Source organism: Mesorhizobium sp. M7A.F.Ca.CA.001.04.2.1 (assembly GCF_003998485.1).
Lineage (GTDB): Bacteria > Pseudomonadota > Alphaproteobacteria > Rhizobiales > Rhizobiaceae > Mesorhizobium > Mesorhizobium ciceri.
Genome location: NZ_RZQT01000033.1, coordinates 22,417 through 36,121, shown reverse-complemented (window position 1 = coordinate 36,121; position 13,705 = coordinate 22,417). Strand labels below are relative to the sequence as shown.

The window sequence follows — 13,705 nt, the reverse complement described above, 5'->3', positions numbered from 1 at the left end:
TGCGGGGTTATCGAGGGAAGGTCTGCTGGCTGTCCTGGTCGCCTGAGATGACGGAGAAGTCGACATTCTCCCAATCGCCGGCCCCGGGCCAGAAAAAAGTGAAGGTCAGCGTGCTTCCCTTGGGAAGGCCAGAGACGGCCAGATCGGCAAGATGGATGCCGAAATCGTTCTCCACCGTCTGGCTATCGTGGGCGGTCGCCCAGTTGTCGGTGCTCCAATGGACTGTAGCCGGAGCCAACAGTTCGACGCGCAGTGTCTTGCCGGCCGGGACCGTGCGGATCTTGTTGTTGAACCGCCATGTCCGGAACGGCGACACTGTCTTGGCCTCGATATACCGCTTGACGCCTTGCGGCGGCATGTCGAAGACCGCGCCGTCGCGCAGCGAGCGCAACAGCTTGATATGCTCCGAATGCGCCCAGACCAGCGGCATGGCGCTGCCCGAGGGGCGGCCGTGCAGCAGTTCGCGCTCCGGCATATCGGCGCCGTCCCAGACCTGCTCCGGCAACAGGCCGCCCGGTCCGGCCGAGCCTTCCAGCGCTGCCAGCAGGCTGGCTGCCTTTTCCCTACGCCCGGCCGCCAGCTCATAGTGGGCGCGTTCGCCGGCCAGCAGCGGCCAGGGGCGACCCTGGCCGGTGCCGTCGAAAGGTGCGCCATCTTCATGCTCGCCATAGCCGTCGCCGTTGTAGCGATACCAGAGCGGCCCTTGCGGCAGATCGCAGCGCAATTGCGCGTCGATGACCTTGACCGTGTCTGTCATGCGCGGGTCGTCGGCCGCCCGCAGGCCGAAGCGGACAAGTGCAAGCGCATCCGGACTGACGATTTGCTCGGCCGGCCGGTTGGTGTCGCCGGGTGGCCGGTTCTTGATCGGGACATAGCCGTCCTTCGGCGAACCGGCCTCGGCGCTGTCGGGTGGTGCTATGCGGACATAGTAGCCTTCGACGCCGACTTGACCGCAGATCGCCGTGCCGGTGACGTAGGTCCAGCGCTCGACCTGGTCGTTCCAGACGTCTGATGTCTCGCGCAGATAGGTCGCCGCGTCCGGCTTGCCACAGGCGTCGAGCAGGTCGGCTGCGGCAAGCAGTGCGGCGATTTCGACGGCGAGCGTGAACGGGCTGTAGCCGGCATCCTCTTCCCAGCGGTCCTCGCCGGTGACCGGCCCGTTGCGCACGACGAAGCCGGCGGCGCGCTCGATCATCGGCAGAAAGACTGCGAGCCTGGCGTGCGGCAAATGGCCGGCGCGGTGCAAAGCTTCGGCCAGCAGCAGCGGAAAGGCGCATTCGTCCATCTGGATGCCGGGCCAATAGGCCGATCCGTCGAGCCAGGCGTTCTGCGGCCAGTGGCCATCCGGCTGCTGGATGGAGCCGAGATAGTCGAGGATTTGCAACGCCGAGGCGGCGTCGCCGGCAGCAAGAAAGCCGCCGGCCGTCTCGACCAGATCGCGCGGCCAGACCAGATGGTAGCCGCCGAGGTCGTCGTCGCCCTTGTCGAAGCCCCACGGGATCGACAGGCTGGCGACCGCGGCGCCCGGTGTGGCGATCGACCGGTGCGTCGCCAGTACCGCCGTCGAGACGCGATAGAAGTTGGTCCCGGGCACCGCGTGCCGGTCGAGCGGCAGCAAGCCCTTTTGCCAGTTGCGCCAGTTCTGGAGGTAAGAGTTCGCCGCGGGTTCAAAACCCTGCTTCAGGCTGGCGAAAGCATGTTCCGCAGCCTCCTCGGGCGTCGCGCCAAATCCCAGCGCCAGCAAAGCCTTGGTCCTGGCCGCGGAAAAGCCGATCTCGCCGGTCAGCGCGACATTGCCGTCCTCGGCCCGCTGGTATGCAGCATCGAGCTCGCCTGTGTTGTGCAGTTGCTGCCAACCGTCGGAAAAACCGACATAGCCGGCCGAGCCGGTCCGCCAGGGCAGCGACGAGGCCAGCGCCAGGCAGGAGCCGCGCCCCGAGGCGAACAGCACGGGCTTTCCCTCGTGCTCGCCGACCCAGGCGGTGTTGCCCATGCCGGCATTGACCAGATGCGGCGCCAGAAGCGCGTAGACGCGATAATCGTCAGCGGCGCCCCTCAGCGCCGTGAAGGTGATCTCCTGCAGCAGCGCCGGGCGCGCCGGATCGGCGAGGATGCGCTTTTCGATCCGCCAGGCGCCGTCGTTCGCCGTGTTGACCAGCCGGTAGGCGGGTACGCCGTCCTCGAACGGTTCGATGCTGTGCGTGGCATCGCGCTTCTCTTCCGAGAAATAGCCGGCGGCGCCGGTGACGATCAGGCCGAGGTCGCGGGTGCAGGCACTGTCGACGCGCGAATAGTAGATTTCGTTGAGGATGCCGTGGCTGATCGTGAACCAGATCCGGCCGGCCGGCGAAAGCGACGTTCCGACGCCGCTCTTGGCGCTTGACGTCCAGCGCGCCGGAATTCCCGGGGCGCCCGGAGCAACGTTTGGCGTCACTGGCATTCTGTTTCGGTCTCCTGGCCTCCTCCCTAGACCATGACGCGAACCCTTTACAATCATTGCACCGCAAGTTGATCGGCGGGCCGACGGCAGGGCAACGAACTAGGGCCAACGGGTTTCTTCGGAGCTTTCGCCTGCGCTGACGGAGCAGCAAACGAAAAACCCGCCAGTGCGGCGGGTCACCGGCGCAAATCAGCACCATGGACGAAAATGTACCATAGCTGAGGTCACCGGGTCAAGAAAAAATTCCTATGTCCAAAGGCGCCGTCGTTGACAGCGGCGGCGGCATGCGTCCACTATTTCCCGGCACGGGAGGATCGTGAAAGCAATGGCGGAAGTGTCCCTGGTCCTGATCGACCGGCTGCTGGCGATATCGCGGGCGCTTGCCGGCCATATCGATCCCGGCACGGCGTTCCGCGCGACAGCCATCGAGATCGGCTCGCTCATCCCGCACGACCACATGGATCTGGCGGTGCTGTCGCATGATGGGCGCCGGCACGCCTGTTACGAAGCCGGCTTCCACACCAGCTGGAGCGAGCTTGCCCAGCATCCGCTGCCGACCGAAGTCAGCCCGATCCGCTCGGTGCTGTGGGGCGAAGTCCCCTATCTGCTCGCCGACGACGCGCTGAGCGACGAGCGGTTCCATTTCGCCACCGCTATCGATGGTCCGATCTTCGCCGCCAGGCTGCGCAGCCGCATCGTCGTGCCGCTCAGGGCGCGCGGCGGCATCATCGGCGCGCTCAACATCAGCCGGCACGAGGTCGAATGCTACACGCTTGCCGACGTCGCGGTCGCGCAGCAATGCGCCGACCTGATCGCGCCCTACATCTTCGCGCTGATCCAGACCGAGGAGGCGCGCCGCGCCATGCTGGCCGAGAGCGAGGCGCGAAACCGCGTCGAGCTGCTGCGCGTCGGCGCCTCGCAATTGACCGAAGGCATGGAGCGCGAACGCCGGCGCATGGCCATGGACCTGCACGACCAGACGCTTGCCGATCTCGCCCGGATCGCGCGCCAGCTCTCGGCACTTCGCGGCCAGGGCGTGGCGCGGGCAGCACAGCTTGCCGATCTCGAGAAGGAGGTCGCCGGCTGCCTGACGGAACTGCGCCACATCGTCGACGACATGCGGCCGAGCGTGCTTGAACTGTTCGGCCTGCGCGATGCGGTCGAGGCGCATCTCAACCGCAGCGTCGCCAGGGCCAAGCCGCCGATCGCCGTACGCATCGCCGACACCAGCGACGGCGGCGCCGACACCCTGTCGGAGCCAGTGCGGACCGCGCTCTACCGGATCGTGCAGGAAGCGATCAACAATGCCGTTCGCCATGCCGCGCCGCACCGCATCGACGTGCTGCTGGCGTCGACCGCGAGCGTGCTGCGGGTGATCGTCACGGATGACGGCCAGGGCTGCGGCGCCGTTGACCCGGCCGCGTATGGCGGCATCGGCCATATGCACACGCGGGCAGCCCTTATCGGGGCGCGGCTGCGCATCGGCCAGGCCGGCCGCAAGAACGGCGGCACCCGTGTCGTCGTCGAGATCGACCGCCAGCCATCACGGGAACTGGCGGCGGCTGCAACAATGCCTGGCGAACTCGCCGTATCGGAGGCCATGTGATGCTTGTGATGATCGCCGAGAATGACGGGCTGCACCGTAGCTTCGCGCGGCGAACGGTGGAGCAATTGTGGCCCGGTGACGTCGAGGTGATCGAAGCGAGCGACGGCGAGGACGCCATCAACCTGGCGACTGAGCGCGAGCCACTGCATGTCGTGCTCGATTTGCAGATGCCGAAGGCGACGGGAATCGAAGTTGCCAGGGCGATCTGGAACCGCCGCGCCGGCACGCACATCCTGTTCTGGTCGAATTTCGCCGACGAAGCCTATGTGCGCGGCGTGGCGCGCATCGTCCCTCCCGGCTCTGTCTACGGCTATGTGCTGAAATCGGCGACGGAGGAAGGCATGCGGTCCGCCCTGCGCGGGGTTTTCCGCGAAGGCCACTGCATCATCGACCGCGAGATCCGCGGCATCCAGCATCGCGTTCAGGACAAGTTCGAGGGCATCACCGACGGCGAATATGAAAGCCTGATCGACATCGCGCTCGGCCTGACCGACCGGGCGATCGCGGCACGGCGCGGCCTGTCGATCCGTGGTGCGCAGAGCCGCATCAAGCACTGCTACGACAAGCTCGGCATCGTGCCGGCGGAGGACGGCGCCGGCGATGCTTCCGTGTTCAACTCGCGGACGCGGGCGATCTATCTCGCCATGGCGCGTGGCCTGATCAACATCGACGCGCTGCGCCGCGAACAGGACCGGCTCGATGCCTGGCTGGCGGAGCACTGAAACAGCGGCGGCCACAAGCCGGAACATCGGAAGGTCCGGTGCATTGCTAGTGAACGCCAACTCAACGCCTGCGGTACCGAAGTGCGACCCTCATTTGCAGATTCATGGCACCTGGTGCGTGAAAGCGTCGTCGGTTTCATCGACGACAATGCGCTCAGCCATGGTGCGGCGATGGCCTTTTATGCCGCCACCTCGCTGGCGCCGATCTTGCTGATCGTGGTTGCGATTGCTGGTCTCGTCTTCGGCCACGATGCCGCACAATTGGCCTTGTCCGCGCAGATATCAGGGCTGATGGGACCGGAAAGCGCCGATCTCCTCAAGACTGCGCTGGAAAGTGCATCCGGCAGGCTGTACGGCACCTGGGCCGCGATCATAGGGCTGGTCACCTTGCTGGTGGCCGCGTCTGGCGTCTTCGGCGAAATGCAGCAGTCGTTGAACACAATCTGGAAGATCGAACCGCAAGGCAATTCCCTGTCGCGTCTGGTGAGGGCACGGGCCGCCAGTCTGGGGTTGGTGGCCGCACTCGGGTTCCTGTTGCTGGTCTCTCTCATCGCAAGCGCCGCGATTTCGGCACTGGGCGCTTTCATCAACGCCCATCTGCCGTTCGGAACGATCATACTCAGCGGGATCAACGGCGTCGTTTCGTTTGCGCTTATCGCCGTGATGTTTGCCGCCATTTACAAGGTTTTGCCCGATCGAACCCTGGAATGGCGCGATGTGGCAATTGGCGCTGTCGGGACCGCGGCCCTGTTCACATTGGGAAAATCGCTTATCGGCTGGTATATCGGCACCAGCGCGATTGCGTCGTCGTATGGCGCCGCCGGCGGACTGCTCGTGATATTGCTCTGGGTTTACTACTCGTCGGAGATTTTCCTCCTCGGTGCCGAGTTCACGCGCGCCTATTCCGTTCGCCACGGCAGCCGGTCCGATCTGAAGAGGTTGGTTCACAGCCCTCTGCCCGCGCAGCACGACTCATTTCGCGCAGGGCAAAAATCCAACTCTGCCGGCGTTGTCGTGCTCGTGGCGGTGGCTTGCGCGAGCGCAACCTTGACCGCGCTTTTGCGAAGTGTTCGCCGGCCCTGATCTGACGTCGCCGGTATTCTACGCTCGATAGGCACGGGCGACTGTGCAAATGCACAGTCGCCCGTGCGCTTTGACCCGTATCGGCTCGTCGGGACCGCGCCTACGCTCTGCCCCAACAAGAAGACTGTATCGGGAAGCGCTCATGCCATTCGTCACCATGCGGAGTAGCACGGCTGTTCGCGCCGGGAGCCGATGATGTCGGTGCCGGCGCGTGCGCGTCATTCCGGTTTCGACGACGTCGTCGGCGATGCGACCATTGAGATGGTGGCGAGCGGCTTCGGCTTCCTCGAAGGGCCGGTCTGGCATCCCTATGAGAAATGGCTGGTCTTCTCCGACATTCCGGAAAGCCGGATGTATCGCCGCAGTGCCGAGGGCGAGATCGAGCTGTTCCGCGAGCCGAGCCACAAGGCCAATGGCAACACGCTGGACCGCCAGGGGCGGCTGGTCACCTGCGAGCACGCAACGAGCCGCGTGACCCGCGCCGAGCCCAACGGCAGCGCAACAGTGCTTGCCACGCACCATCAGGGCAAGCAGCTCAACAGCCCGAACGATATCGTCGTTGCCACCGGCGGATCGATCTACTTCACCGATCCGGGCTATGGCCGGAGGGAGTTCTATGGCGTGCCACGCCCGCAGGAGCTGCCGTTCCAGGGCGTCTACCGCATCGATGGCGACGGCGCCCGGCTGACATTGCTGGCCGACGATTTCGGGCAGCCGAACGGGCTGTGCTTTTCGCTGGACGAGTCGCGGCTGTTCATCAACGACACCGAACGCGGGCACATCAGGGTGTTCGGCGTCGAAGCCAATGGCGACCTCAATGGCGGCGCGGTGTGGGCAGTAACCGAGGGCGAGGGGCCGGGAGCGCCCGACGGCATGAAGATCGACAGCCGCGGCAATCTTTACTGCACCGGACCCGGCGGCATCCACATTTTCGACGCGTCGGGCACCATTCTTGGCGTCATCCGGACGCCTGAAGATTGCGCGAATTTCACCTTCGGCGACGACGATTTGCAAAGCCTCTACATTGCCGCGTCGACGTCGCTGTACCGGCTCAGGGTGCGCGTGCCGGGATTGAGACTGTTTTGAGCTCGCGACAATCCGTGCTCAAATCAGAGTTGGGAGTGAGGCCGGGGTCAAAGCCGGTGGGAATGCAGCAGTCAACACATCTGGGAGGATAACGACATGAAGAAACTGTTCGTTCTGGGCGCTCTGGCGGCAATGTTCGCTTCGGGCACGGCGCTGGCCGACACCAGTGGCAAGAAGATTGCTTTTTCCAACAATTATGCCGGCAATTCCTGGCGGCAGGCGATGCTCGACAGCTATGGCATCGTCACCAAGAAGGCGGTCGCCGACAAAGTGGTCGGCGCGGCCGACATCTTCACCACCGCCGACAAGGAGGTGCCGACGCAAGCGGCGCAGGTGCAGAACCTGATCCTGCAGGGCTATGACGCGATCGTCATCAACGCTGCCTCGCCGGATGCGCTCAACGGCGCCATCAAGCAGGCCTGCGATGCCGGCATCGTCGTCGTCTCCTTCGATGGCACCGTGACCGAGCCTTGCGCCTACCGCGTCGTCGTCGACTTCAAGGACATGGGCAAGCAGGAAGTCGAGCAGATGGCCAAGTTCCAGCCCAAGGGCGGCAATCTGCTTGAAATCCGCGGCCTTGCCGGCACCTCGATTGATGATGCCATCCATGCCGGCATCCTCGAAGGCGTCGCCGCCCATCCCGAGTTCAAGATCGTCGGTTCGGTGACCGGCGACTGGGACCAGACGACGGCGCAAAAGGCGGTGGCGACCATCCTGCCGTCGCTGCCCGACATCGTCGGCGTCGTCGACCAGGGCGGCGACGGTTACGGCGCCGCACAGGCCTTCGCCGCCGCTGGCAAGCCGCGCCCGACCATCATCATGGGCAACCGCCAGGACGAGTTGCAGTGGTGGAAGGAGCAGAAGGACAAGGACGGCTACCAGACCTGGTCGGCGTCGATCGCGCCCGGCGTGTCGTCGCTCGCCTTCTGGGTGGCGCAGCAGGTGCTCGACGGCCGCACCGACATCCCGCATGACCTGCTGGTGCCGTATCTGGCCTTCACCCAGGACGATTTCGAGGCCGAGCTGCCAAAGATCCCCAAGGGCGGCGTCGCCAGCCACGAATACACGCAGGAAGACGCGATCGCGGCCATCAAAGCCAACATCAAGTGAGTGTCGGCCAGCGTTGCCGTCCGTATAGCCAAGCGAGTATCGTTGAGCATGCCCAGGGATAACGCTGACATCATCAGACTGAACGGCGCCGAAAAGCATTTCGGCGCCGTTCGCGCTCTGGCCGGCGTGGATTTTCACGTCGGCCCCGGCGAGTGCGTCGGCCTCGTCGGCCACAATGGCGCCGGCAAATCGACGCTGATGCACATGGTGGCGGGCACGCTGGTTCCCGACAGCGGACAGATCGGCGTGCATGGCGCCATCGAGGACAATTATTCGGTGTCGCGGGCGCAGCAGCTCGGCATACGCTGCGTCTTCCAGGAGCTGTCGCTGTGCCCCAATCTCAGCGTCGCCGAGAACACACGCATCAACCACGCGTCGCTGCGCGGCTTCGGTTGGCGGCGAAAGGCGGCGGATCTGATTGCCGCCAAGCTCGACGAGATCTTTCCGGGCCACAGCATCTCGGCGTCGGACATCGTCGCCGACCTGTCGATCGGCCGGCGTCAGATGGTCGAGGTGGCGCGCGCCTTCACGGTCACCCAGGACCGGCTCGACCTCGTCATCCTCGACGAGCCGACATCGTCGCTCGACGCGCACACAGCCGGCCAGTTGCTGGCCTTCGTGCGCCGCTTCGTCGCCGGCGGCAAAAGCTGCATCCTGATCTCGCATGTGCTGGGCGAGGTGCTGCGCAACGCCGACCGCATCGTGGTGATGCGCGACGGCAAGGTGGTTGTCGCCGACGCCGCGGATGCATTCGACCGCGACCGGCTGGTGACGGCGATGGGCGGCGCGGAGGCGCGCCAGAAGATCGCGGCGCAAATCGCTGCCGCCAAGCCCGCCGCCAGTCCGCTGAGGGTCCGGGCGCGGCCCGCCGCGCAAAAGGACGGCACCGATCTTGTCGCATGCGCCGGCGAGATCATCGGCCTTGCCGGGCTTGCCGGACATGGCCAGACAGACCTGCTGCTGGCGATCTTTAGCGGGGCATCGCGCGCCCGGGCCGGCATCGAGGTGACAGCGCCGGTGGCGCTGGTGGCTGGCGACCGCCAGTCGGACGGCATCTTTCCGCAATGGTCGATTGCTGAGAACATCGGCATCCGCTCGCTGGCGCGGCTGCGCAGCGGGCTGCTGATCTCGCCGCAGCGTGAGGCCGAGCTTGCTGCATTCTGGCAGAAGAAGATCGGCATCCGTACGCCTGATATGAACAACAACATTTTCTCGCTATCGGGCGGCAACCAGCAGAAGGCGCTGTTTGCGCGTGCGCTCGGCTCGGATGCACAGATCGTGCTGATGGACGACCCGATGCGCGGCGTCGACATCGGCACCAAGCTGGAGGTCTACGACCTCGTGCGCGAGGAGGCTGCCCGAGGCCGTACCTTCCTCTGGTACACCACGGAAACCGAAGAGCTCGACAATTGCGACCACATCTATGTCTTCAAGAACGGCCGCATCGTCGCCAATCTGCGTCGCGACGAGTTGACCGAAGAGAAGATCATCCAGTCCTCCTTCGGCGACGCGGCCTGAGATGACGGCCGCCAGCCTCGACACCGCTGCCAGGACTTCCGCCGAACGTGGCGCGCTGGCCCGCGCCCGCCTGCTGCGTGGGCTGCTGCCGGCGCTGTCGCTGGCGCTGGTGCTGCTCGCCATCGCCTGGCTCAACCCGCGCGCCATCAGCTATTTCGGCTTCAGCCTGATGCTGAACCTGGCGATCCCGATCGCGCTGGCGACGATCGCGCAGATGTTCGTCATTGCCGGAAACGAGCTCGACCTGTCGATCGGCACTTTCGTCGGCTTCGTCGGCTGTGTCACCGCGACCTGGCTGAAGGACGCGCCGCTCATCGGCGCCGCCATCCTGCTCGGATCGATCGGCGTCTATGCGCTGCTCGGCGCACTGATCCATCTGCGCAACCTGCCGTCCATCGTGGTGACGCTCGGCATGAGCTTCGTCTGGCAGGGGCTCGCGATTCTCGTCCTGCCCAAACCGGGCGGCAAGGCGCCGGACTGGCTGCTCGGGCTGATGGCGTTCAAGCCGCCTTTCGTGCCGTTTCCGATCATCGCCGCGCTGCTGATCGGCCTCATCGTCCATTTCGGCCTGATGCGCACCTCCTATGGCGTGATCTTGCGCGGCTCGGGCGGCAATCCGGCGGCACTCGGTCGCGCCGGCTGGTCGCTGCTCCGAACCAAGATTGTGCTGTTTGCGCTCGCCGGCCTGTTCGGCGTGCTGTCCGGCATGGCGCTGATCGGCATCACCACCTCGGCCGATGCCAATATCGGCAATGGCTACACGCTGCTGGCGATCGCCGGCGTCATCCTCGGCGGCGGCGAATTCGTCGGCGGCCGGGTGTCGCCGATCGGTGCGGTGATCGGCGCGCTGACGCTGGCGCTGGCCGCCTCGCCGCTGCTCACCTTCATGCACATTCCACCCGACTGGCAGGTGGCCGCCAACGGCGCCATCCTGATCATCGTGCTGGCGGCGCGCGTGCTGATCAGCCGCAAGGAGAGGTGAGCGATGACATCGGTGAGATCGCTGCTTACCAAACCCTGGATCTGGTCGTTCATGGGCGCCTTGCTGGTGTGGCTGGCGACGATCGCCTTCACCGGCGGCTATGGCGGGGGTGGCATGGTGACGGCAGCCCTTTCGCTGGCGGTATTCACCGTCATTGTCGGCGTCGGCCAGATGTTCGTCATCACGCTGGGACCAGGCAATGTCGACCTGTCGCTGCCGGCCAATATCGGCCTTGCCAGCGCCGTCGCGATGAAGGTGATGGACGGCAACGATTCCATGATCGCGGTCGGGCTTTTGGCGGCACTTGCCTGCGGGGCGGCGATCGCCGCCGCCAACTACCTGCTGATCTGGGCGCTGCGCATCCCGCCGATCATCGCCACGCTATCGGCCAGCTTCATCATCCAGTCGATCGACATCAGCTATGGCCGCGGGCTGCAGATCAAGCCGCCGCCGGGCTTCGCCGATTTCGCCAACTGGCAGGTGCTGGGCATTCCGGTGCTGGCGATCCTCACGGTATTGTTCACCGTCGGCGCGGCCATCGCGCTGCAGCGTATGATCTATGGCCGCTCGGTGCTGGCGATCGGCCAGAACATTCGCGCGGCGTGGCTGGCCGGTGTCAATGTCGGCCGCATCCGCTTCCTCACCTACACGCTGTCGGGCGCGCTCGGCGGCATCGACGGCGCGCTGCTCGCCGGCTATTTCCGCGGCGCCAATGTCGACATTGGCAACGAATACCTGCTGGCCTCGATCGCCGTCGTCGTCATCGGCGGCACGTCGGTCGCCGGCGGCAAGGCCAATGTCCCCGGTGCCTGGGGCGCGGCTTTGTTCCTGGTGCTGCTTTTGACCATGCTCAACACGTTTGGGGTGAGCGCCGGGGTGCGGTTGCTGCTGACGGGGCTGATCATTGTCGGGGTGATCACGGCGGCGGGCGGGCAGAAGGCGCTGCGGTAGCCTCCGCCTTCGTCGTCCCAGACACCTTCAAGGCCTGTAATCATTGTGCCAGGCCGACATCCGGTTCCCTTCGACGTTATGGCGCTGTAAATCCCGTTCGCGTGGCCACGGCCGCTGAATAATGCTGGGAGGTTTGCGTGTCCGATTTTGTGAAGGTCAGCCGCGACGGCGACGTTGCCGTCGTCACCATCGACAATCCGCCGGTCAACGCGCTGAGCTTCCATGTCCGCGAACCGCTGATGCAGGCGCTGGTCGAATTGCGCGACGATGCGTCGGTTGCCGCCATCGTCATTGCATGCGCCGGCCGGACCTTTGTCGCCGGCGCCGACATCACCGAGTTCGGCAAGCCGATGCAGCAGCCCGAACTGCGCGCCATCGTGGCGACGCTGGAAACCATCGCCAAGCCGACGGTCGCAGCCATCCACGGCACCGCGCTCGGTGGCGGGCTGGAGCTGGCGCTGGGCTGCCATTTCCGTGTTGCCGATGCCGGCGCCAAGCTCGGCCTGCCGGAAGTCAAACTCGGCCTGCTGCCGGGTGGCGGTGGCACGGTACGGCTGCCGCGCCTTGTCGGCGCGGTGAAGGCGTTGAAGATGATCGTCTCAGGTGCGCCGATCGGCGCGACCGAGGCGCACGCCGCCGGTCTCGTCGATGCCGTCTTCGAAGGCGATCTGACCACGCATGCCGTGAACTTCGCTGGGGAAATCGCCCGCAAGGGCGGTCCCTTCACGCCGGTGCGCGATCGCAATGATGGTCTCAAGCAGACTGATCTCGCGGCGTTCGACGCCGGGGCTGCGGATCTTGCCAGGAAAGCGCGCGGCCTCGAGGCGCCGATCGCTTGCGCGCAGTCGGTGCGCAATGCCGTCACGCTGCCGTTCGATGCGGCACTGGCGGCAGAGCGTGCGCTGTTCGTCAAGCTGGTCGCCAGCGACCAATCGCGGGCGCAGCGCCATCTGTTCTTCGCCGAACGTGAGGCGGCAAAGCTTCCAGGAAAAGACGTCGTCAAGCGCAGGATCGCCCGCGTCGGCGTCATCGGCGCCGGTACGATGGGCGGCGGCATCGCCATGGCCTTCGCCAATGGCGGCTATTCCGTGATTTTGCTGGAAACCAGCCACGAGGCCCTGCAACGCGGCTTGGCGACCATCGACAGGAACTACTCGGTGTCCGTCACGCGCGGTTCGCTCAGCGAAGACGCCAAGCGGGAGCGGCTCGCCCAGTTCAAGGGCTCCACCGACTATGCCGATCTCGCCGATTGCGACCTGATCGTCGAGGCGGTGTTCGAGGACATGGCGGTCAAGAAGGAAGTGTTCGGCAAGCTCGAAGCCGTGGCGAAGCCCGGCGCGATCCTGGCCACCAACACCTCCTATCTCGACATCAACGAAATCGCTGCCTCGACCTCGCGGCCGCAGGATGTGCTCGGCCTGCATTTCTTTTCGCCGGCCAATGTCATGAAGCTCTTGGAGATCGTGCGCGCCGAGAAGACCGCGCCCGATGCGCTGGCGACATCAGTCGACCTGGCGAGGCGGATCGGCAAGGTGGCCGTCGTGGTCGGCGTCTGCCACGGCTTCGTCGGCAACCGCATGCTTGCCGCGCGGGGCTCGGAATCGGAAGCGCTTCTTCTGGAAGGCGCAACGCCCAGCCAGATCGACCAGGTGTTCACCGATTTCGGCTGGCCGATGGGGCCGTTCCAAATGGGCGATCTCGCCGGCCTCGACATTGGCTGGCGCAACCGCAAGGCACGCGGCCAGAAAGCCGTGATCGCCGACACGCTGTGCGAACAAGGACGCTTCGGCCAGAAGACCGGTCGGGGTTTTTATCTCTATGAGGCTGGCGCGCGCACGCCAGTGCCGGATCCCGAGGTTGAAGCGCTGATCCGCGACAAGGCCGCCGAGAACGGTATCGCACCGCGTGCGATCAGTGCGGAGGAAATCGTAGAGCGCACGCTTTACCCCCTGATCAACGAGGGCGCCAAGATCCTGGAGGAAGGCATAGCGGCCCGTGCGTCCGACATCGATGTCGTCTGGGTCAATGGCTACGGCTTTCCCATCGGCAAGGGCGGACCGATGTTCTGGGTTGGCCTTGAAGGTCCGGCCAGGATCATCGAGCGGCTCGAATACTGGCATCAACGGACGGGCAAGGATGTGTTCAAGCCGGCGCGGTTGCTGAAGCGGATGGCCGAGACCGGGTCGTGGGAAGCCGGCGGTTAGAGA

10 protein-coding genes are annotated in these 13,705 nt (G+C 65.4%); 9 read left to right on the top strand and 1 reads right to left on the bottom strand.

All coding sequences use genetic code 11. The features are described from left to right. Positions 1-7: 7 nt before the first annotated feature. Positions 8-2,440: a glucan 1,4-alpha-glucosidase gene (locus tag EN955_RS13300; protein ID WP_024504764.1), complete on the bottom strand. Its 2,433-nt coding sequence runs from the start codon at positions 2,438-2,440 to the stop codon at positions 8-10. Positions 2,441-2,765: 325 nt separating this feature from the next. Here EN955_RS13300 and EN955_RS13295 point away from each other — a divergent pair, with 325 nt between their 5' ends. The 9 genes from EN955_RS13295 to EN955_RS13255 all read left to right on the top strand — a co-directional run bounded on the left by EN955_RS13295 (position 2,766) and on the right by EN955_RS13255 (position 13,702). Then, positions 2,766-4,046 carry a histidine kinase gene (locus EN955_RS13295; protein ID WP_024504763.1) on the top strand — a complete coding sequence of 427 codons (1,281 nt, stop codon included), beginning with the start codon at positions 2,766-2,768 and terminating at the stop codon, positions 4,044-4,046. Beyond that, the gene (locus EN955_RS13290) at positions 4,046-4,768 is read left to right on the top strand and encodes a response regulator transcription factor (protein ID WP_127218946.1); all 723 of its coding nucleotides are present in this window, start codon (positions 4,046-4,048) and stop codon (positions 4,766-4,768) included. Before EN955_RS13295 ends, EN955_RS13290 begins: the two co-directional genes overlap by 1 nt. Before the next feature lie 114 nt (positions 4,769-4,882). Further along, positions 4,883-5,851 carry a YihY/virulence factor BrkB family protein gene (locus tag EN955_RS13285; protein WP_224618920.1) on the top strand — a complete coding sequence of 323 codons (969 nt, stop codon included), beginning with the start codon at positions 4,883-4,885 and terminating at the stop codon, positions 5,849-5,851. Between the two features lie 195 nt (positions 5,852-6,046). Beyond that, positions 6,047-6,937, top strand: coding sequence for an SMP-30/gluconolactonase/LRE family protein (locus EN955_RS13280; protein ID WP_024504760.1), 891 nt, complete (start codon positions 6,047-6,049; stop codon positions 6,935-6,937). 96 nt (positions 6,938-7,033) lie between these two features. Next, positions 7,034-8,047, top strand: a complete 1,014-nt coding sequence (locus EN955_RS13275; protein WP_024504759.1) for an ABC transporter substrate-binding protein — start codon at positions 7,034-7,036, stop codon at positions 8,045-8,047. 48 nt (positions 8,048-8,095) lie between these two features. After that, positions 8,096-9,565, top strand: coding sequence for a sugar ABC transporter ATP-binding protein (locus EN955_RS13270; RefSeq protein WP_024504758.1), 1,470 nt, complete (start codon positions 8,096-8,098; stop codon positions 9,563-9,565). Position 9,566: 1 nt separating this feature from the next. After that, complete coding sequence (locus EN955_RS13265; RefSeq protein ID WP_024504757.1) at positions 9,567-10,547, top strand: ABC transporter permease; 981 nt, start codon at positions 9,567-9,569, stop codon at positions 10,545-10,547. A gap of 3 nt (positions 10,548-10,550) precedes the next feature. Then, entirely contained in the window at positions 10,551-11,498 is a 948-nt protein-coding gene (locus EN955_RS13260; RefSeq protein WP_127223425.1) for an ABC transporter permease, read from the top strand. Positions 11,499-11,635: 137 nt separating this feature from the next. Next, entirely contained in the window at positions 11,636-13,702 is a 2,067-nt protein-coding gene (locus tag EN955_RS13255) for a 3-hydroxyacyl-CoA dehydrogenase NAD-binding domain-containing protein (RefSeq protein WP_024504755.1), read from the top strand. Positions 13,703-13,705 lie beyond the last annotated feature (3 nt).